A 20,040-nucleotide genomic window follows, 5' to 3' on the forward strand; every position below is an offset into this window, starting at 1 on the left:
TCAGGCAACCCTTTTCGAAAGCAGCAGGCGATAGAGTTCGACGTATTTTTCGGCGCTTCGATCCCACGACACATCGGTCTTCATGCCCTGGCGCTGGATGGTCTCGAAGGTTGCTGGACTGGCATGGGCGTCGGCCAGGCGGCGGATGGCGTGCAGCAGCGCGCCGCCATTGTTGGGAGTAAACTGGAAGCCGGTCGCCACGCCGGCGGCGATCGCTGCTTCGTTGGCGTCGATGATGGTATCGGCGAGGCCACCGGTGCGGGCGACGACCGGCACGCAGCCATAGCGCAGGCCGTAAAGCTGCGTCAGCCCGCAGGGCTCGAAGCGCGAGGGGATGACGATGGCGTCGCAGCCGCCCTGCATGACGTGCGACAGCCCCTCATCATAGCCGACGACGACGCCGATGCGGCCACGGTGGCGCGCGGCCGCAGCCAGAAGCGCGCCTTCGAGGCCGGCGTCACCCGAGCCCAGTATGGCCAGCCTGGCGCCTGTCGCGACGATGCCGTCGACCACTGTCGCCAATATGTCCATGCCCTTCTGCCAGGTCAGCCGGCTGATGACACAGACGATCGGGCTGTCGTCACGGTCGAGGCCGAAACGGTCCTCGACGGCGGCCCTGTTGGGCGCGCGGCCCTTCAACGTTTCGGCCGTATAGGTCGATACAAGATGCTTGTCGGTCGCCGGATCCCAGATGGCGGTGTCGATGCCGTTGACGATGCCATGGAGATCGCTCGAGCGCATGTTGATGAGGCCGTCGAGGCCCATGCCGAATTCTGGCGAGCGGATCTCCTGCGCATAGGTCGGGCTCACCGTGGTGATCGCCCAGGCGGCCTGCAGGCCGGCCTTGAGGAAGCCGACACCGCCATAATATTCGACGCCGTCAAGCGCCATCGCCGCCGCCGGCAGGCCGAGCTCGCCGAAGATGCCGGCGCCGAACTGGCCCTGGAAGGCGAGATTGTGGACGGTCATCATCGACGGCGTGCCGACCGCCTTGCCATAGCGCATATAGGCCAGCGTCATCGCCGACTGCCAATCATGGGCGTGGACGACATCAGGCAGGTAGCCCGAAATGGCGCCGCCGGCGATATCGGCGCCGGCCTGGCTTAGGGCCGCGAAGCGCCGCCAATTGTCCGGCCAGTCCGCGCCCGAGGCATTGCCATAGGGCCCGCCGGGACGATCGAACAGATGCGGCGCGTCGAGCACGAACAGATCGAGCCCGGCGATCTGGACGGCATGGACCGAGGCCTTGCCACCTTGCAGCAAGGGATACTGATAGACAGCCTTCTTTTTCTTGAAGGCGCCCATGTTCTTGAAGGCGCCCATGACGGTCGGAAAGCCAGGGATGAGCGTGCGCATGGTGACGCCCTTGGCGGCCAGCGCGATCGGCAGCGCCCCCGTCACGTCGGCGAGCCCACCGGTCTTGATCAGCGGGAAAATCTCTGGCGTGACCGACAGAACCTGCATCCGCTACACCCCCACTCCGCTACAATTTCAGCTTGTCGATCATGTCCTGGGTGACCAGACAGATGCCTTTTTCCGAAACGCGGAAGCGTTTGGCGTCGAGCGCGGGATCCTCTCCGACCACCAACCCTTCGGGTATCCTAACACCATGGTCGATAACGACGCGCTTCAACTTTGCGTTCCGCCCGACATGAACGTCGGGCAGCATGACGACTTCTTCCAGCGTCGAATAGGAATTGATGCGCGCGCCGGTGAAGATCAGGCTTTTCTTCAGCGAGGCGCCGGAGACGATGCAGTCGCCCGAGACGAGCGACGAGATGGCGGAACCGCGCCTGCCATCCTCGTCATGGACGAACTTCGCCGGCGGCTTCAATTCCGCATAGGTCCAGATCGGCCAGTCGCGATCGTAGAGATCGAGCTCCGGCGTCACATCGGTCAGGTCGATATTGGCCTCCCAATAGGCGTCTACCGTTCCCACGTCGCGCCAATAGGCCTCGTTCTCGGCGGTCGAGCGCACGCAGGACTTGGTGAAGCGGTGCGCGATCGCCTTACCATGCGTGACGATATAGGGGATGATGTCCTTGCCGAAGTCGCGGCTGGAGCCCGGTTCGGCGGCGTCGCGGCGCAGCTGCTCCATCAGGAACTTGGTCTTGAAAACGTAGATACCCATCGAGGCCAAGGCGAATTCCGGATTGCCCGGAATGCCAGGCGGATCGGCGGGTTTTTCGACGAAGGCGATGATGTTGTCCTTGGCATCGACATGCATGACGCCGAAGCCGACTGCCTCCATGCGCGGCACTTCGAGGCAGCCGACCGTGACGTCGGCGCCGGCATCGACATGCTGGCGCAGCATCAGCTCGTAATCCATCTTGTAGATGTGGTCGCCGGCCAGGATCACCATGTATTCGGGGCCATAGGCCTCGATGATGTCGATGTTCTGGTAGACGGCGTCGGCCGTGCCTTCATACCATTGCGTTTCCGAGACGCGCTGGCTGGCCGGCAGGATGTCGAAACTCTCGTTTCGTTCGGGCCGCAGGAAGTTCCAGCCGCGCTGCAGGTGGCGGATCAGCGAATGCGCCTTGTACTGCGTGGCGACGCCGAGGCGGCGGATGCCGGAGTTCAAGGCATTGGAGAGCGCGAAATCGATGATACGCGTCTTGCCGCCGAAATAGACGGCCGGCTTGGCGCGCCGGTCGGTCAATTCCTTGAGGCGGCTGCCGCGCCCGCCGGCCAGCACATAGGCCATGGCGTCGCGGGCCAGCGGCTGGGTTCTTTTCAAGTCTGCCATGTATACCCTCCCAAGTTACTCAGTCTCGCCATGTCCCGGCCGACGCTCAATCGGCAACGAACTCGAGCATGATCGTCGACAGCGGCGGCAGAAGCATCGTTGCCGAGATGCTCTTGCCCTCCGCCCTTGCCTCGACCGTGCCGCCATTGCCCATGCCGGAGCCGCCATATTCGGAAGCGTCGGTGTTGATGATCTCGCGCCACTTGCCGGCCTTCGGCAGCGGCACGCGATAATTGTCGCGCGGCACCGGCGTGAAATTGGAGATGACGGCGACCGGATTGCCGCCGGGAGCGTTGCGCACCCAAGCGAACACCGAATTCTGGCTGTCGTCGACGATCAGCCAGGAGAACCCTTCCGGCTCGCAGTCGCGGCCATGCAGGGCCGGGCGCGAGCGGTAGAGATAGTTGAGATCGCGCACCGTCTGCCAGACGCCGCGATGCGGCCGGAAATCGAGCAGGTTCCAATCAAGCGCGCGCGCCTCGCTCCATTCGCGGCGCTGCGCGAATTCCTGGCCCATGAACAAAAGCTTCTTGCCGGGATAACCCCACATGAAGCCGTAATAGGCACGCAAGGTCGCGAATTTCTGCCAATCGTCGCCGGCCATCTTGCCCAGCAGCGTGCCTTTGCCGTGCACGACCTCGTCATGCGAGAGCGGCAGCACGAAATTTTCCGAGAAGGCGTAGGTCAGGCCGAAGGTCAGCTCGTTGTGGTGGTGCTTGCGGAAAATCGGCTCCTTGGAAAAGTACTCCAGCGTGTCGTGCATGAAGCCCATGTTCCATTTGAAGCCGAAGCCCAGCCCGCCCTCATGGACCGGCGCCGAAACCTTCGGCCATGAGGTCGATTCCTCGGCGATGGTCATGACACCGGGATGGTGGCCGTAGACCTCCTTGTTCATCTTCTGCAGGAAGCCGACCGCTTCGAGGTTCTCGCGGCCACCCTTCTCGTTGGGGATCCATTCGCCCTGCTTGCGCGAATAATCGAGGTAGAGCATCGAGGCGACCGCGTCGACGCGAAGACCGTCGACATGGTATTTTTCGGCCCAGAACAGCGCGTTGTTGACGAGGAACGACACCACCTCGCGGCGGCCGAAATTGTAGATCGCGGTGTTCCAGTCGGGATGGAAGCCCTTGCGCGGATCGGCATGCTCATAGAGCGCGGTGCCGTCGAAATGGACCAGGCCGTGCTCGTCGACCGGAAAATGCGCCGGCACCCAGTCGAGGATGACGCCGATGCCGGCACGGTGGGCGCCGTCGACGAAACGGGCAAATCCGTCCGGATCGCCGAAGCGGGCCGAAGGCGCGTAGAGGCCGGTGGTCTGGTAGCCCCAGGACGGATCGTAGGGATGTTCGGAGATCGGCAGGAATTCGATGTGGGTAAAACCGGTCTCCACCACATAGGGGATCAGCCGCTCGGCCAGTTCATCCCATGACAGGAAGGCGCCGTCGTCGCTAAGCTGCCAGGAACCGGCATGGACCTCGTAAATCGAGATGGCTTCGCGCCGGGGGTCGGCGTTGCGCCAGAAATTGCGATGCGCCTCATCGCCCCACTCATGCGCCGGCGGCGCGGCAACGACCGAAGCCGTGGCCGGACGCAGTTCCGATTTGAACGCGAATGGATCGGCCTTCAGCGGCAATCTTACGCCATCGGGGCCGATGATTTCGTATTTGTAGGGCCGGCCGGCGCCGATGTCGGGAATGAACAGCTCCCAGATGCCGGTATCGCGACGCTCGCGCATCGAATGCCGGCGGCCGTCCCAGTCGTTGAAATCGCCGACCACCGAGACGCGCCTGGCATTGGGAGCCCAGACGGCGAAATGCACGCCCGTGGCACCCTCATGCTCGATGACATGCGCGCCGAGCTTGTCGAACAGCCTGAGATGCGAACCCTCGGCGATGTAGTAATCGTCCATCGGCCCGAGCACCGGGCCGAATGAATAGGGATCGGTCAGCCACCAGTCGCCGCCTTCATTGCGCGCGTGGTAACGTAGCGGCTGGCGCTTCTTGATCGACAGCTTGCCCTCGAAGAACCCGGCATCGTCGCGCCGCGACAACGCACCGGCCTCAATGCCCGTCAGCGTATAGGCGGTGACGGATTCGGCGTGCGGAACGAAGCACCGGGCAAAGAGGCTCTTGCCAATCTCGTGGACACCAAGGACCGCGAACGAATCTCCGTGCGTACCGGCGACAATCGCCTCGACATCGCTGGCTGGCGCCAGTCCGTCCGGCCCGCTTGTCGCAGCGGTCGCGCGCGGCTTCCTCATCAGGCGGTCGCCCTCCCCGGGCACCTAGAGCCGGTTCCATCCCGACGGGATCGGGATGGGGCTCTATCTCCTTGTTTGAGCATAATCTTTTCCGAAAACCGAAGTCCAGTTTTCGGGATCATGCCTTCAGTCTTTTGTTTCGAGCCACATTGCTCGTGGTCTCATGCAATCATATCAGACGGGCACGTTCCAGATTTCTTTCGCGTATTGGCGGATCGTGCGATCGGAGGAGAACCAGCCGACGCGCGCGACGTTGCGGATGGCGCGCGCGTACCAGTCCGGGCTGTTGCGCCAGACCGCATCGACGTCGCGCTGGCAGGCGGCATAGGCGTCGAAATCCGCCGCGACCATGAACCAGTCGCTGTCGTAGAGGCCGTTGATCAGGTCGCGATAGCGATTGGGATCATCGGGCGAGAAGACGCCCGATGAAACGGCCGCGACCGCCTGCGCCAGTTCGGGGGATGCCTCGATGACGCCGCGCGGATTGTAGCCATTGTTGCGTCGATCGGCGACTTCTTCGGTGGTGAGGCCGAAGATGAAGATGTTGTCGTCGCCGACATGCTCCTTGATCTCGACATTGGCACCATCGAGGGTGCCGATGGTCAGCGCGCCGTTCAGCGCGAACTTCATGTTGCCGGTGCCGGAGGCTTCCATGCCGGCGGTCGAGATCTGCTCCGAGAGATCGGCGGCCGGCATCAGCACCTCGGCCAGACTGACATTGTAGTTCGGTACGAACACGACCTTCAGCAGGCCGCGCACCGAAGGGTCACTGTTGATCACCCTGGCGACGTCGTTGGCCAGTTTGATGATCAGCTTGGCGTTGTGGTAGCTGGGCGCTGCCTTGCCGCCGAAGAATTTCACACGCGGCATCCAGTCGCGCTCGGGATGCGAACGGATCTGGTCATAGAGCGCGATCGCCTCGAGGATGTTGAGGAGCTGGCGCTTGTATTCATGGATACGCTTGACTTGGATGTCGAAGAGCGCCGAAGGATCGAGCTTGAGGCCGAGGCGGTCGGCGACCAGGTTGGCAAGCCTCACCTTGTTCTGGCGCTTCACGGCGGCGAATTTTTCGCGGAAGGCCGCGTCGTCGGCCAAGGGATCGAGCCCCTTGATCGCCTCGATGTTATCCATGAAGCGATCGCCGATCGCCTCGCGGGCAAGCCCGGTGAGGCCGGGATTGCACTGGATAAGCCAGCGCCGCGGCGTGATGCCGTTGGTCTTGTTGTTGATGCGGTCGGGGTAGAGCCGGTGCAGATCGGCGAAGACCGTCTCCTTCATCAACTCGGTATGCAGCGCCGACACGCCGTTGATCGAATGCGAACCGACAAAGGCCAGATTGCCCATGCGCACCCGGCGGTCGCCATTCTCCTGGATCAGCGAGATACGGCTGATCTGCTCGTCCGAGAACTGATCGGTGGCGCGGGCTTCGAGCAGCACCTGCGCGTTGATGGCGTAGACGATCTGCATATGACGCGGCAGCAGCCGCTCGAACAGCGGCACCGGCCAGCTTTCCAGTGCTTCGGGCAGCAGCGTGTGGTTGGTGTAGCCGAAGGTGCGTTTGGTGATATCCCAGGCGAGATCGAAATCCATGCCGTGGACGTCCATCAGAAGCCGCATCAGTTCGGGCACGGCGATCGCCGGATGGGTGTCGTTGAGATGGATCGCCGCCTTGTCGGGCAGCGACTTGAGATCACCATATTGGCTCAGATGCCGCTGGACGATGTCCTGCAGCGAGGCGGTGGAGAAGAAACATTCTTGCCTGAGCCTGAGTTCCTGTCCGGCCATGTGGGAATCGGCTGGATAGAGCACCCGCGACAGCGCATCGGCCTTGTTGCTTTCGGCCAGCGCACCGATGTGGTCGCCGGCGTTGAACTTGTCGAGCCGGATCGGGTCGATCGGCATGCCGGACCACAGGCGCAGCGTGTTGACGCGCTTGGCGCGCCAGCCGGCCACAGGCGTGTCATAGGCGACCGCCAGAACATGCTCCCTCGGCTTCCAGACATGGCGTTCGAGGCGGCCGTCCCTGGAGGTGATCGATTCGACCGAACCACCGAAGCCGACCTCGAAGGAGCGCTCACGCCGCTCGAACTCCCAGGGATTGCCGTGGTCGAGCCAGGTCTCGGGCAGCTCGACCTGCCAGCCATCGTGGATTTCCTGCCGGAACATGCCGTTGGCGTAGCGGATGCCGTAGCCGTGGGCGGGGATGTCGACCGTCGCCATGCTTTCCATGAAGCAGGCGGCGAGCCGGCCGAGGCCGCCATTGCCAAGCGCGGCGTCCGGTTCGAGCGCCGCGATCAGGTCGAGATCGACGCCGAGCGAGGACAGCGCTTCACGCATGTTCTCCATCAGGCCGAGGTTGGAGAAGGCGTCGCGCATCAGACGCCCGATCAGGAATTCGAGCGACAGGTAATAAACGCGCTTTTCCTGCTGATCGTAGGCTTCCTTGGTCGCCTGCATCCAATGGTCGACCACGCGGTCGCGCACGACCTTGATCGAGGCGGTCAGCCAGTCGTATTGGGTCGCGACGGTGGTGTCCTTGCCAACCCTGTATTTGAGCGACATCAAGACTTCCTCGGCGAGCGTCTTGGGGTCGGGATTGTCGAGAGCGGGGGCTTCGATCGTCATGGCGGATGTCATATCGCCTCTCGTTCGTTTGACCTGATCATACCGGCTTTCACCGTTTCGCCCAGCCCATCCTAGTGCATTGCAGCATGTTTTCAATCGATTTAGAGAAGACCCCTGTCTGCTTACCCTGCGGCACGTCGGCGTTTCAGGCCGCCAATGCGGCTTCCGGGGGCGCTTTTGCCCCTGTCATGAACGCAACGGCATCGGACATCGTATATTGCTTGGGGTCGATGACGGCGAGGCGACGGCCGAGGCGATGAATGTGGATGCGGTCGGCCACCTCGAAGACATGCGGCATGTTGTGCGAGATGAGCACGATCGGCAGGCCGCGTTTCTTCACGTCGAGGATCAATTCGAGCACGCGGCGGCTCTCCTTGACGCCAAGTGCGGCCGTCGGCTCGTCCATGATCACCATTTTCGAGCCGAAAGCGGCCGCGCGCGCCACCGCCACGCCTTGGCGCTGGCCACCCGAGAGCGTCTCCACCGCCTGGCCGATGTTCTGGATGGTCATCAGACCAAGTTCGGTGAGCTTGTCACGAGCCCGCTTTTCCATTGCCGGGCGGTCGAGCATGCGCAACCACTGGCCAAGGAAACCCGGTTTGCGGATCTCGCGGCCAAGGAACATGTTGTCGGCGATGGACAGTGCCGGTGACAGCGCCAGGTTCTGGTAGACGGTTTCGATGCCGGCTTCGCGGGCTTCCATCGGCGACTTGAAGGCAACGGTTTTGCCTTCAAGCCGGATTTCACCTTCGTCGGGCACGACAGCGCCGGAAATCGCCTTGATGAGCGATGACTTGCCGGCGCCATTGTCGCCGATGACGGCAAGGATCTCGCCGGGATAGAGGTCGAAGTCGGCATTATCGAGGGCGGTGACACGGCCATAGCGCTTGACCAGGCCGCGCGCGGTGAGGATGGGTTCCTGGGTCATGACTATGCCGAAACCTTTCTGATCCATTGATCGACCGCCACGGCGCCGATGATCAAGACACCGGTGAGCAGCACTTTCCATTGCGGATCGGCGCCCAGCATGTTGAGGCCCATGGAGACGACGCCGACGATCATGGCGCCAAACAGCGTGCCCAGGATCGAGCCTCGCCCGCCGAAGAGAGAAATACCGCCGATCACCGTCGCGGTAATCGCCTGCAGATTGTAGTCGGTGACGGCGGCCGACGGAGAGATCGAACCGTTGCGGCCGATGGAGACCCAGGCCGCGAAAGCGGCGATCAGCCCGGCGAGGGTGTAGACCGTCATCAGCACCTTCTTGGTCTGGATGCCGGACAGCTTGGCGGCCTCCTGGTCGTCGCCGACGGCGTAGACATGGCGGCCCCATGCCGTGTGATTGAGCACATACCAGAGGAGCAGAACCAGGGCGACCATGGCGATCACGCCGGCCGTCAGCACCGCGGTGCCGACCTTGAAGCTCAAGGCGAACAGATGCAGCAATGGCGCCTGGATGTCGACGTCGGTGTCGCGGATCGTCTCATTGGCCGAATAGATGAAGTTCGTGGCCATGACGATGTTCCAGGTGCCAAGCGTCACGATGAAGGGCGGCAGCTTCATGTAGGCGACCAGCACCCCGTTGAGCAGTCCGCAGGCGGCACCGGCCGCAAGACCGATGGCGACGGCGAGCACGCTCGGCAGGCCGTAGCTGACGGCACAATTGCCCATGATCACGGCTGAAATCACCATGATGACGCCGATCGACAGATCGATGCCGGCGGTCAGGATGACCAGCGTCTGCGCGGCCCCCAGAATACCGACAATGGCGATCTGCTGCAGGATCAGCGTCAGCGTGTAGGACGAGAAGAAACGTCCGCCGATGGTGACGCCGAAAATGACGATCGACAAAACCAGCACGATCAGCGGCACCGCCGCCGGCGTCGAATGCAGGAAGTGCTGGATGCGCCTGACCGCCGATTTGTGCTCGTCGAAAGCGGCAACGCTTGTGTCGCTGCTCGAGAGAACCTTCTCGAATTCCTGAGCTTGAGACATGTTTCCTCCCCGTAGGGTGTCAGCCAGTCGCCGACGCCCGTCCACGCCTTTCCGGTCTGTCGCCGGGATTGTTCGCGGTCACGCGACCTATCGTCCACCCGAAGCGGTCGGGGATCAAGCCCCGACCGTCCAGGTTTCTTCGTTGCCGGTCAGGCCAGCATCAGCCCCAGCACTTGGCGAGGCCTTCCTTGGTGTCGATGGACTTGACGCCCGTGGCCGGCTTGTCGGTGACGAGGTTGACGCCGGTGTCGAAGAAGTTCTTGCCCTCGGTCGGCTTCGGCTTGGTGCCGTCCTTGGCGAAAGCGGCGATCGCCTCGATGCCAAGCGCGGCCATCTGCAGCGGATATTGCTGCGAGGTGGCGCCGATGACGCCTTCGGCGACCGACTTCACGCCGGGGCAACCGCCGTCGACCGAAACGATCAGCACCTGCTTTTCAAGGCCGACGGCCTTGAGCGCCTGGTAGGCGCCGACCGCGGCCGGCTCGTTGATGGTGTGGATGACGTTGATGGTGTTGTCCTTCTGCAGAAGGTTTTCCATCGCCTTGCGGCCGCCTTCCTCATTGCCGTTCGTCACGTCGTGGCCGACGATGCGCGGATCGGTCTCATCGCCGATCTTGTTGGGGTCCTTCACGTCGATGCCGTAGCCCATCATGAAGCCCTGGTCGCGCAGCACGTCGACCGTCGGCTGCGAGGGGGTCAGGTCGAGGAAGCCGATCTTGGCATCCTTGGCCTTGTCGCCCAGCGTGGCGGCGGCCCAGGCGCCGATCAGCTTGCCGGCCTCCAGATTGTCGGTGGCGAAGGTCGCGTCGGCGGCATCGATCGGATCGAGCGGCGTGTCGAGCGCAATCACCAGCAGGCCAGCGTCGCGCGCCTTCTTCACCGTCGGCACGATGCCCTTGGTGTCGGACGCGGTGATCAGAATGCCCTTCGCACCGTCGGCGATGCAGCTTTCGATCGCGGCTACCTGGCTCTCGCTGTCACCGTCGATCTTGCCAGCATAGGTCTTGAGATCGACGCCAAGTTCCTTGGCCTTGGCGGTCGCACCCTCCTTCATCTTGACGAAGAAAGGATTGGTGTCGGTCTTGGTGATCAGGCAGGCGCCGACGCCGGCGGCGGATGCGGACGAAGCGAACGCCATCAGACCCAGCGCGGCCGCCGCGAAAACGGTGGACTTTAACAGTTTTGTATTGGTCACGATTTCCTCCCAGTGGAACACTCTCGAATGCCGGCCAACCGGCACCCGCACGGCATCCAGGCGACTTCTCCCAGCGCGGATGCCCGATCAAAAAACACTAGACCAGGCCATCTGTCAATAATTAAATCACTCTTATTTATTATTGACAGCCTTGCGCCCTTCACTCATTCTGGCCCAAAAGCATTGAGGGGAAACGACGGGAGGAACAGGGTGGAGACCGCCACTACGAGGCATGGTTCGCCCGAAGCGAATGAGAGCCTTATTCACCGCGGCACCAACCAGAGCGGCATGCGCGACCACAATGAGCGCCTGGTGCTTTCGCTGGTGCGCCAGCATGGCAGTCTGGCGAAGTCCGACATCGCCCGCATGACCGGACTTTCGGCGCAGACGGTGTCCGTCATCATGCGCGAGCTGGAGGAAGAAAGCCTGCTCGTGCGCCAGGCGCCGTTGCGCGGCAAGATCGGCCAGCCCTCGATCCCCATGGCGCTCAATCCCGAAGGCGCCTTCTTCATCGGCCTCAAGATCGGCCGCCGCAGCGCCGAACTCGTGCTGATCGACTTTCTCGGCAATGTGCGCTCGATGCTGCAGCACTCCTACCGCTACCCTGCCCCGCGCGAGACGGTCGACTTCGTCACGGCAGGCATGAAGACGATGCGCGGCGCCCTAACTCCGGCGCAGGACAAGCGCATTGCCGGACTTGGCATCGCCATGCCGTTCGAACTCTGGAACTGGGCCGACACCGCCGGCGCGCCGCGCGAGGTCATGGACGAATGGCGCCATCGCGACATCAGGGCCGATATCCAGGCGCAGTGCGATTTTCCGGTCTATCTGCAGAACGATGCCACCTCCGCCTGCGGCGCCGAACTGGTCTTCGGCCAGACGGGCGCGGCGCGGGACTTCGTCTATTTCTACATCGGCGCCTTTGCCGGCGGCGGCATCGTGCTCAATGGCCGGCTCTTCGGCGGCCCGACCGGCAATGCCGGCGCGCTCGGCTCCATGCCCGTGCCCGGGCCGGATGGAAAACCGACCCAGCTGATCGACGTGGCCTCGATCGCCATGCTGGAAAAAGCGCTCAATGCGCGTGGCGTCGAGGCTTCCTATCTGTGGACCTCACCCGAGGATTGGGGAGAGATCGGCGCCGAACTCGACGCGTGGATCGCCAGCGCCTCGCAGGCGCTCGCCTACGCCATCGTCGCGGCGTCCTCGGTCATCGATTTCGAGGCCGCGGTCATCGACGGCTGGATGCCGAAGGCCGTACGGCAAAGGCTGGTCGAGGCGGTCGTGACGGCAATCGACGCGATCGACGGCGAAGGCTTGAAACTTCCGGCCGTTCGCGAGGGGAGCGTGGGCATCCATGCGCGGGCACTCGGCGGCGCAAGCCTGCCGCTTTCCGAACGCTTCCTCATCGGTTCGACGACGATCGCCAGGAGCGCCTGAATGCTGATTGGCATCCCGGCGCTGCTTGGTCCGGAGCTTCTGGCGACGTTGCGGGCCATGGGCCATGGCGACGAAATTGCCCTGGTCGACGGGAACTATCCGGCGCAGGAGCAGGCAAGACGCCTCATCCGGACCGACGGCCATGCCCTCATTCCCGTCCTCGACGCGATACTGACGCTGCTTCCGGTCGACGATGTCGTGCCGGAGGCGCTGTTTCGCGCCTCGGTGAAAGGCGATCCGTCGCTTGCCGACCCTGTCCATCGTGAAATGGAGGCGATCTGCGCCAAACGCGCGCCGGGACGCAAGGTGGTTGCACTGGCCGGCGCCGACTTCTATGCACGGGTCAAATCGGCGCATGCCATCGTCGCGACAAGCGAGCCGCGGCTTTACGCCAACATCATCATCCGCAAGGGCGTGATCTATCCGCCGGAGACCAGGAAGCCATGATCCTCTGCTGCGGCGAAGCCCTGATCGACATGCTGCCGCGCACCACCACGCAGGATGAGCCGGCCTTCGCTCCTTATGTCGGCGGCGCTGTCTTCAACAGCGCGATCGCGCTCGGCCGCCTCGGCGCGCCGGCCGGCTTCTTCTCGGGCCTGTCGTCGGACCTGTTCGGCGGCCAGTTCCGCGATGCGCTGGGGGCGAGCAAGGTCAGTTCGACCTACGCGCACACCTCGCCCCGGCCGACGACGCTGGCCTTCGTGCGGCTGAACAACGGCCAGGCCACCTACACCTTCTATGACGAGAACACGGCCGGTCGCATGCTGACCATCGAGGACCTGCCGCAACTGGGCGGCGAGATCGAGGCGATGCTGTTCGGCGCCATCAGCCTGATCTCGGAGCCGGCGGGATCGGCCTATGAGGAATTCATGCGGCGTGAGCACGAGGCTCGCGTGATGATGCTCGATCCCAACATCCGGCCGAACTTCATCCCCGACAAGGCCAAGCACCTCAGGCGCATCAGGGAGATGATGGCCATGGCCGACATCGTCAAATTGTCGGACGAAGACCTCAACTGGTTCGACGAGGCCGGATCGCACGAGGATGTCGTGCGCAATTGGCTCGACCGTGGCCCGAAACTGATCGTCGTCACGCATGGCAGCGAGGGTGCCGTTGGCTACAGCAAGCAGCACCGGGTCACCGTCATGCCGGAGACAGTGAAGGTGGTCGACACCGTCGGCGCCGGAGACACGTTCAACGCCGGCATCCTTGCCTCCCTGCATGAGCAAGGCCTGCTGACGAAGACGGCTATTTCCAGCCTGTCGGAAGACGCTATCCGCAAAGCATTGGCGCTCGGCGCCAAGGCGGCGGCGGTGACGGTGTCACGAGCCGGCGCCAATCCCCCCTGGCGGCACGAGATCGGCTGATCGGCCCTCCGGCGCGATCACTTTATGTTTCCATGCGCTGGAAAACCGCGATAAAAGAGGCTTGTATTGTACCGCCAAGCCCGGTTTCCCGGCTTTTTGGGGCAATACGCCGGCAAAACACGGTAACGGGCTGCGACACTTGCACTATGCGCCCGGTCCGCGGCCGGCTTTTTCAGCCGCGCCAAGTCTGATACCAGCGGGCCGGTTATTGGCAGGCATTGAGGCCGACATGCAGTTCATCGATCTTGGCGCGCAGCGCGAACGTATCCGCGACCGGCTGAAAGCCGCGATCGACCATGTCGTCGAGGACGGCCGCTACATCCTTGGCCCCCAGGTCGGCGAGTTCGAGAAAAAGCTCGCCGCCTATATCGGCGTCAAGCATGTGGTTGCCTGCGCCAACGGCACCGATGCGCTGCTTTTACCGCTGTTTGCCGCCGGTATCGGCCCGGGCGACGCGGTGTTCGTGCCGAGCTTCACCTTCGCCGCCACGGCGGAGGTGGTGGCGCTGGCCAAGGCCGAACCAGTCTTTGTCGATGTCGATCCGAAGACCTACAATGTGGATATCGCCAGCCTCGAGGCGGCGATCGCGATGATCAAGAAAGAAGGCCGGCTGAAGCCGAAGGCGATCATTCCCGTCGACCTGTTCGGCCTCGCCGCCGACTATGAGGCGATCATGGCGATTGCCAATCGCGAAGGCCTGTTGGTGATCGAGGATGCCGCGCAGTCGATGGGTGGCTCGCTCGAAGGCAGGATGTGCGGCGCGTTCGGCCATGTCGGCTCGACCAGCTTCTATCCGGCCAAGCCGCTCGGCTGCTATGGCGACGGCGGCGCGATGTTCACCAATGATGACGCTCTGGCCGACCAGCTGAGATCCTTTGCCTTCCACGGCAAGGGCGAAACGCAATACGACAATATCCGTGTCGGCATCAACTCACGGCTCGACACGCTGCAGGCGGCAATCCTGATCGAGAAACTCGCCATCCTCGAGGAAGAGATGGTGGCGAGGCAAGTGGTAGCCCAGCGTTATGCTGAAGGCCTCGGCGACATCATGACCGCGGCCCGCAACCTGGATGGCAGCCGCTCTGCCTGGGCGCAATACGCGATCGAGACGCCGAAGCGTGACGGGCTCAAAGCGCATTTGAGCGAAAAGGGCATTCCGTCCGTCATCTACTACGTCAAGCCGCTGCATGAGCAGATCGCCTATCGCGACTACCCGCGCACGCCAACCGGTCTTGCCGTCTCGGAAGACCTGCCGAAGCGGATCCTGTGTCTGCCGATGCATCCCTATCTCAGCGAAGCCGACCAGGACCGGATCATCGAGACAATCCGCAACTATATCGGCTCCAACTCGGCGCAGGCCGCGGCCGAATAATCGCCGACAGCCGGGGATTCCAAGACCGGCATGGGACGGCGGCCGTGCGCGCGCCGTTATTCCGCGAGGGTCGCAGTGCGTCTCGTGGTCCGGTGACCGATCCCCGGTCCGGTAACGGAGCGGCACTGCACCATGCAGATGCTCGCTGTGAAGACCAAGGTGCCGAGCACCCATGACAACCAGATCCGATGGTCGACCGAGAGTTCGACGACGGCTATGATCAGGCAATTGCTGGCGATGAAATGGCAGGATCCGCTCAGAGGGCGGATCACTCTTATGATCGCCGCCAGCAGCACCCCATACACGATGATGCCCAGCGCTCCCAGTTCGTACCACAGATCGAATACGATGTTATGGGCGCTTGGGAGGTCCACCTGGGCATAATATGTGGGGTTCACGACGACCCCTACCGCGTTTCTCATCGTATTGGCGCCATGGCCGAGAAGCGGCTGGTCCGCAATGGAGGGCGAGATCATCTGCCAAAGATCAAGGCGCGCGGCGAACGTGCCTGGATAGAAAGCCAGCCATCCCGTTGTTTTGAGGTAGGCGAACAGCGGCGAGATGACGAAGGGGGCGATGAGGGCAAGAGACAAATAGACGGCGAAGCATCCGATCAGTGCGTGGTGGCGGTATTTGGCGGGCATGACAAACATGACCGCGACGACGACAATCGCCAGATTGACGCCGGTCGATTGGCCGTAGAGCAATGTCAGGACGGCAAAGAGAGCCGCAAGCCCCTTCCAGACCAGCCTCGGCTGCGCAAGAAATATGACGGCAAAAAAGGCTCCGTAGACCGTGATCTTGTGGAGGGTGAAAACATTTTCCACAAATCGGGGATCCGCGGTGAAGAACGCAAAATACAGTTCCCAGCCCATCACCGACACGAGGCCGATGAACATGCCGAACAGCGAGGCCGCCGCGAGCCGATCGCGTTGAGCGCTTGAAAGCGCGAGGATGCCATGAACCAGCAGTATGGCGGCGATCGCGTAGCCAAACACATCCTTCGCCGCCGAGAGAGAGCGGCCCGCGTCGACGGACCACAAGGCGCTCGACAGAACAAAGCCGGACAGGAGAGCGAGAGCGAAGACGAGGCCTATCGTTGCCCTGCCAAAGCGTACTCCCTTGGTCAAAAGGGTAAGAGCGCCCATGAGTCCCCCGACCAGCGCCAAGACCGTCGGAGACATTTCGACGAAGACGAAAAGGGCGGGAGCGAGGGCGTAGAGGCCCAGCAACATCCTGAGGATTATTTCATCACGATTGCTGGTCCAGACCGGAAAGCCGCCCAAAATGACGGCATGGCATTTCTGAAAAAAGGACATTCAATTACCGACTCAGGGAACGTCGATACAGGATAGGCCATAGACCAGAGGTTTTCACCTCAACTTTCGATACGCTCCCCGGTTGCAATCCTGCCGCTGGCAATGAAATGCGGGTTGGCGAAATCCGCGTCATCGGCCTGATTGCGTTTGCCATAGGCCAAGGGCTTGCCGTCCAGCGTGCGCGTCGTGCCCCCGGCGGCACGCAGCACCGCGTCACCCGCCGCGGTATCCCATTCCATGGTGCGACCGAAGCGCGGATAGATATCGGCCTCGGCATTGGCGAGAAGGCAGAATTTCAGCGACGAACCGACCGAGACGATCTCGGCGGCACCGAGGTCGCGAATATAGGCTTCGGTTTCGGGCGTATTGTGTGAGCGGCTGGCAACCACGGCCAGCGGCGTCACGGCGTTTCTAGCCGAAATCGGCCGGCGAGAAACAATCCTGTATTCACCATCGATTTCAAGCGATTCTGCCCTGCCCGGCAAACCGGAAAAGAAGCGGCCGCGGCATGGCGCGAAGACGACGCCGATTTCCGGTACGCCATGACGGACAAGGGCGATGTTGACGGTGAAATCGGTGCGTCGGTTGACGAATTCCTTGGTACCGTCAAGTGGATCAACAAGGAAGAAGGCCTCGCCAAGTTCGCCCGGCATGACACCGGCGGCTGCTTCCTCCTCGGCCACGCAGGGAATGTCGGGGAACGCGGCACGCAGGCCCGCGAGAATGATCTTCTCGCTCTCGCGATCCGCCTCGGTCACTGGCGAGGAGTCCGATTTGCGGTCGACGGCGCAGCCGGCGTGGAACACGCGCATCACTTCGCGCCCGGCCGCCAGCGCCAGCCGCTCGAAGACTTCAAGCATCGAGGCGTCGTCAGATGCCGCCGCCATTGTCATATTGGTCTTCGGCAATGTCACGCTCGTTCAGCCAGTGTTCCAGGGCATCTACCATCTCTTCGGCCGATCTGCCGAGCGTCTTCAGATGGATTTCCGGTTTCTCCGGCGCCTCGTAAGGCGAATCGACACCGGTGAAGTTCTTGATCTCGCCATTCAGCGCGCGAGCATAGAGGCCCTTTGGATCACGCCTGGCGCATTCCTCGAAAGGCGTATCGACAAACACCTCGATGAACTCGCCATCGGCCATCAATTCCCTGGCCATGCGCCGCTCGGCGCTGAACGGCGAAATGAAGGAGACGATAACGACCAGCCCGGCGTCTGCCATCAGCTTGGCCACTTCGGCGACACGGCGAATGTTCTCGACGCGGTCGGCGTCCGTAAATCCCAGATCGCGGTTAAGACCGTGACGAACATTGTCACCATCGAGAATATAGGTATGGCGGCCGGTGGCGAACAGCTTCTTCTCGAACAGGTTGGCGATCGTCGACTTGCCGGAACCCGAAAGCCCCGTGAACCAGAACACGGCGGGACGCTGGTTCTTCATGTCGGCGCGCAAACGCTTGCCGACATCGAGCGATTGCCAGTGGATGTTTTCGGCGCGGCGCAGCGAATGTACGATCATGCCGGCGCCAACGGTGGCGTTGCTGATGCGATCGATCAGGATAAAGGCGCCAGTGGTACGGTTCTCGCCAAACGGATCGAAGGCGATCGGCGCCCGCGTCGAGATGTTGCAGATGCCGACTTCATTCATTTCAAGCGACTTGGCCGCCTCATGGGCAAAGTCGTTGACATTGATGCGGTATTTCAAGTCGGTGACGGTGGCGCTGGTCTGATCGGTCTCGGTGCGCAGGATATAGGAGCGGCCCGGCAGAAGCGCATGCTCGTCGAACCAGACGACGTTGGCGGCGAACTGGTCCGCGACCTGAGGTCGGGCGGCCGGCGAAACCAGCATGTTGCCCCTGGAAACCTCGACCTCGTCGTCAAGGACCAGCGTGACAGCCTGGCCGGCCACCGCCTGTTTGAGGTCACCGCCATAGGCGACGATGCGTTTGACATGCGAGGACTTGCCCGATTTGGCGACGACGACCTCGTCACCTTGCGCGATCGTTCCGGACGCGATGGTGCCGGCAAAACCGCGAAAATCGAGATTGGGGCGATTGACGTACTGAACCGGAAAGCGGAACGGCAGCTCGGCCGTGGCTTGGTCTACCGAGACGGTTTCGAGATGCTCGATCAGCGTCGGGCCGGAATACCATTGCGTGTTTTCGGAGCGGCCGCTGACGTTGTCGCCGTAGCGGGCCGACATCGGGATCGGCGCGACGGTCTGGAAACCGAGGTCGCGTGAAAACTGCCGGTAGTCCTCGACGATCCTGTCGAAGACCGCCTGGTCAAAATCGACAAGATCGATCTTGTTGACCGCCAGCACGATGTGACGGATGCCGAGCAGCGACGCGATGATCGAGTGGCGCCTTGTCTGGCGCAGCACGCCCTGCCTGGCATCGATCAGCACGATCGCCAGATCGGCGGTCGATGCGCCTGTCGCCATGTTGCGGGTATATTGCTCGTGGCCGGGCGTGTCGGCGACGATGAACTTGCGCTTCGGCGTGGCGAAGAAGCGGTAGGCGACGTCGATGGTGATGCCTTGCTCGCGCTCGGCCTCCAGGCCGTCGACCAACAGCGCGAAGTCGATGTCGTCGCCCGTCGTGCCGTGCTTGCGCGAATCGCGCTCGAGCGCGGCGAGCTGGTCCTCGAAAATCTGCTTGGTGTCGGACAAAAGGCGACCGATCAACGTCGACTTGCCGTCATCCACCGAACCGCAGGTCAGGAAGCGCAGCAGCGACTTCTTCTCCTGCGCGGCCAGATAATCGCGGACGCCGTCCGTGGGGGCGAGGCTCTTTGCCATGATGTGGCGCATGGTCAGAAATACCCCTCGCGCTTCTTCTTTTCCATCGAGCCGGCTTCATCGCGGTCGATCAGGCGACCCTGCCGTTCGGAGGTGCGTGCCGTCAGCATCTCGCCGACGATGGCCTCGAGCGTGTCGGCGTCGGATTCGATGGCCCCGGTCAGCGGATAGCAGCCAAGTGTGCGGAAGCGCACCAGCCGGTTCTCCACGACTTCGCCGGGGCGCAGCTTCATGCGCTCGTCGTCCTTGAGGATCAACATGCCATCGCGCTCAACGACCGGCCGCTGTTTGGCGAAATAGAGCGGCACGATCGGGATGTTTTCCTGCAGAATGTACTGCCAGATGTCGAGCTCGGTCCAGTTCGACAAGGGGAAGACGCGGATCGATTCCCCTTGCGCGATACGCGTGTTGAAAATCTTCCACATCTCAGGCCGCTGGTTCTTCGGGTCCCACACATGCTGGGCATTGCGGAACGAGAAGATGCGCTCCTTCGCGCGCGACTTTTCCTCGTCGCGGCGGGCGCCGCCAAAGGCGGCGTCGAAGCCGTATTTGTCGAGCGCCTGGCGCAACGCGACGGTCTTCATCACATGGGTGTGGGTGTTCGAACCATGATCGAACGGATTGATGTTGTCGCGCACACCGTCTTCGTTGACATGAACCAGAAGGTCGAAACCCAGCTTCTGCGCCATCTGATCGCGAAATGCGATCATCTCGCGAAATTTCCAGGTGGTGTCGACGTGAAGAAAGGGAAAGGGCGGCTTGGCCGGATAGAACGCCTTCATCGCCAGATGCATCAGCACCGACGAATCCTTGCCGACGGAGTAAAGCATGACCGGCTTGGTGAAGGCCGCCGCAACCTCGCGGAATATGTGAATGGACTCGGCTTCAAGCCGCTGCAAATGCGTCAGCGCAATGGTCATGGACTGTA

The 20,040-nt window shown here is 62.5% G+C and carries 15 protein-coding genes; 4 read left to right on the plus strand and 11 right to left on the minus strand.

Going from position 1 to position 20,040, the window contains the following annotated elements; translation table 11 throughout:
- The 7 genes from glgA to LB564_RS21855 all read right to left on the minus strand — a co-directional run bounded on the left by glgA (nt 1) and on the right by LB564_RS21855 (nt 10,764).
- Nucleotides 1-1,464, minus strand: a complete 1,464-nt coding sequence (gene glgA, locus LB564_RS21825) for a glycogen synthase GlgA (RefSeq protein ID WP_224540865.1) — start codon at nt 1,462-1,464, stop codon at nt 1-3.
- Nucleotides 1,465-1,483: 19 nt separating this feature from the next.
- A complete protein-coding gene (gene glgC / locus LB564_RS21830) occupies nt 1,484-2,749 on the minus strand; it encodes a glucose-1-phosphate adenylyltransferase (RefSeq protein WP_140710797.1) in 1,266 nt (421 codons plus the stop codon).
- Between the two features lie 46 nt (nt 2,750-2,795).
- Nucleotides 2,796-5,009, minus strand: a complete 2,214-nt coding sequence (gene glgB / locus LB564_RS21835) for a 1,4-alpha-glucan branching protein GlgB (RefSeq protein ID WP_224540868.1) — start codon at nt 5,007-5,009, stop codon at nt 2,796-2,798.
- A gap of 174 nt (nt 5,010-5,183) precedes the next feature.
- On the minus strand, nt 5,184-7,646 hold the full coding sequence (locus tag LB564_RS21840) for a glycogen/starch/alpha-glucan phosphorylase (protein ID WP_224540870.1): 2,463 nt from the start codon (nt 7,644-7,646) through the stop codon (nt 5,184-5,186).
- Between the two features lie 133 nt (nt 7,647-7,779).
- Nucleotides 7,780-8,562, minus strand: a complete 783-nt coding sequence (locus LB564_RS21845; RefSeq protein ID WP_224540872.1) for an ATP-binding cassette domain-containing protein — start codon at nt 8,560-8,562, stop codon at nt 7,780-7,782.
- A gap of 2 nt (nt 8,563-8,564) precedes the next feature.
- Nucleotides 8,565-9,626: an ABC transporter permease gene (locus LB564_RS21850; RefSeq protein ID WP_224540874.1), complete on the minus strand. Its 1,062-nt coding sequence runs from the start codon at nt 9,624-9,626 to the stop codon at nt 8,565-8,567.
- A 160-nt stretch (nt 9,627-9,786) separates the two neighbouring features.
- The gene (locus LB564_RS21855) at nt 9,787-10,764 is read right to left on the minus strand and encodes a sugar ABC transporter substrate-binding protein (protein ID WP_224540954.1); all 978 of its coding nucleotides are present in this window, start codon (nt 10,762-10,764) and stop codon (nt 9,787-9,789) included.
- Nucleotides 10,765-11,031: 267 nt separating this feature from the next.
- On the opposite strand from LB564_RS21855, the gene LB564_RS21860 reads away from it, so the two are divergent.
- The 4 genes from LB564_RS21860 (at nt 11,032) to LB564_RS21875 (ending at nt 14,997) form a co-directional block, all read left to right on the plus strand.
- Complete coding sequence (locus LB564_RS21860) at nt 11,032-12,258, plus strand: ROK family protein (RefSeq protein WP_224540876.1); 1,227 nt, start codon at nt 11,032-11,034, stop codon at nt 12,256-12,258.
- Nucleotides 12,259-12,705: an RbsD/FucU family protein gene (locus LB564_RS21865; protein WP_140710786.1), complete on the plus strand. Its 447-nt coding sequence runs from the start codon at nt 12,259-12,261 to the stop codon at nt 12,703-12,705. It abuts the gene before it with no gap.
- The gene (locus tag LB564_RS21870; RefSeq protein ID WP_140710784.1) at nt 12,702-13,625 is read left to right on the plus strand and encodes a carbohydrate kinase family protein; all 924 of its coding nucleotides are present in this window, start codon (nt 12,702-12,704) and stop codon (nt 13,623-13,625) included. Before LB564_RS21865 ends, LB564_RS21870 begins: the two co-directional genes overlap by 4 nt.
- Before the next feature lie 229 nt (nt 13,626-13,854).
- The gene (locus LB564_RS21875) at nt 13,855-14,997 is read left to right on the plus strand and encodes a DegT/DnrJ/EryC1/StrS family aminotransferase (protein WP_224540878.1); all 1,143 of its coding nucleotides are present in this window, start codon (nt 13,855-13,857) and stop codon (nt 14,995-14,997) included.
- Nucleotides 14,998-15,053: 56 nt separating this feature from the next.
- Here LB564_RS21875 and LB564_RS21880 read toward each other — a convergent pair whose 3' ends face one another.
- The 4 genes from LB564_RS21880 to cysD are packed head-to-tail and all read right to left on the minus strand — an operon-like array spanning nt 15,054 to nt 20,032.
- On the minus strand, nt 15,054-16,316 hold the full coding sequence (locus LB564_RS21880; protein WP_224540880.1) for an O-antigen ligase family protein: 1,263 nt from the start codon (nt 16,314-16,316) through the stop codon (nt 15,054-15,056).
- 59 nt (nt 16,317-16,375) lie between these two features.
- Nucleotides 16,376-17,176 (minus strand): 3'(2'),5'-bisphosphate nucleotidase CysQ, encoded by an 801-nt coding sequence (gene cysQ, locus LB564_RS21885; protein ID WP_224540956.1) that lies wholly within the window; start codon nt 17,174-17,176, stop codon nt 16,376-16,378.
- 10 nt (nt 17,177-17,186) lie between these two features.
- Nucleotides 17,187-19,124 (minus strand): sulfate adenylyltransferase subunit CysN, encoded by a 1,938-nt coding sequence (gene cysN, locus LB564_RS21890; RefSeq protein WP_224540882.1) that lies wholly within the window; start codon nt 19,122-19,124, stop codon nt 17,187-17,189.
- Between the two features lie 2 nt (nt 19,125-19,126).
- The gene (gene cysD, locus LB564_RS21895; RefSeq protein WP_140710775.1) at nt 19,127-20,032 is read right to left on the minus strand and encodes a sulfate adenylyltransferase subunit CysD; all 906 of its coding nucleotides are present in this window, start codon (nt 20,030-20,032) and stop codon (nt 19,127-19,129) included.
- Nucleotides 20,033-20,040: the final 8 nt, after the last annotated feature.

The organism is Mesorhizobium sp. ES1-6 (assembly GCF_020164775.1).
In the GTDB taxonomy this organism is placed as follows: domain Bacteria; phylum Pseudomonadota; class Alphaproteobacteria; order Rhizobiales; family Rhizobiaceae; genus Mesorhizobium.

What these genes read in the sequence shown, in the direction of transcription:
- glgA (WP_224540865.1), bottom strand. Translation starts at nt 1,464, where the DNA reads ATGCAGGTTCTGTCGGTCACGCCAGAGATTTTCCCGCTGATCAAGACC.
- glgC (WP_140710797.1), bottom strand. Translation starts at nt 2,749, where the DNA reads ATGGCAGACTTGAAAAGAACCCAGCCGCTGGCCCGCGACGCCATGGCC.
- glgB (WP_224540868.1), bottom strand. Translation starts at nt 5,009, where the DNA reads ATGAGGAAGCCGCGCGCGACCGCTGCGACAAGCGGGCCGGACGGACTG.
- LB564_RS21840 (WP_224540870.1), bottom strand. Translation starts at nt 7,646, where the DNA reads ATGACATCCGCCATGACGATCGAAGCCCCCGCTCTCGACAATCCCGAC.
- LB564_RS21845 (WP_224540872.1), bottom strand. Translation starts at nt 8,562, where the DNA reads ATGACCCAGGAACCCATCCTCACCGCGCGCGGCCTGGTCAAGCGCTAT.
- LB564_RS21850 (WP_224540874.1), bottom strand. Translation starts at nt 9,626, where the DNA reads ATGTCTCAAGCTCAGGAATTCGAGAAGGTTCTCTCGAGCAGCGACACA.
- LB564_RS21855 (WP_224540954.1), bottom strand. Translation starts at nt 10,764, where the DNA reads ATGGCGTTCGCTTCGTCCGCATCCGCCGCCGGCGTCGGCGCCTGCCTG.
- LB564_RS21865 (WP_140710786.1), top strand. Translation starts at nt 12,259, where the DNA reads ATGCTGATTGGCATCCCGGCGCTGCTTGGTCCGGAGCTTCTGGCGACG.
- LB564_RS21870 (WP_140710784.1), top strand. Translation starts at nt 12,702, where the DNA reads ATGATCCTCTGCTGCGGCGAAGCCCTGATCGACATGCTGCCGCGCACC.
- LB564_RS21875 (WP_224540878.1), top strand. Translation starts at nt 13,855, where the DNA reads ATGCAGTTCATCGATCTTGGCGCGCAGCGCGAACGTATCCGCGACCGG.
- LB564_RS21880 (WP_224540880.1), bottom strand. Translation starts at nt 16,316, where the DNA reads ATGTCCTTTTTTCAGAAATGCCATGCCGTCATTTTGGGCGGCTTTCCG.
- cysQ (WP_224540956.1), bottom strand. Translation starts at nt 17,176, where the DNA reads ATGCTTGAAGTCTTCGAGCGGCTGGCGCTGGCGGCCGGGCGCGAAGTG.
- cysN (WP_224540882.1), bottom strand. Translation starts at nt 19,124, where the DNA reads ATGCGCCACATCATGGCAAAGAGCCTCGCCCCCACGGACGGCGTCCGC.
- cysD (WP_140710775.1), bottom strand. Translation starts at nt 20,032, where the DNA reads ATGACCATTGCGCTGACGCATTTGCAGCGGCTTGAAGCCGAGTCCATT.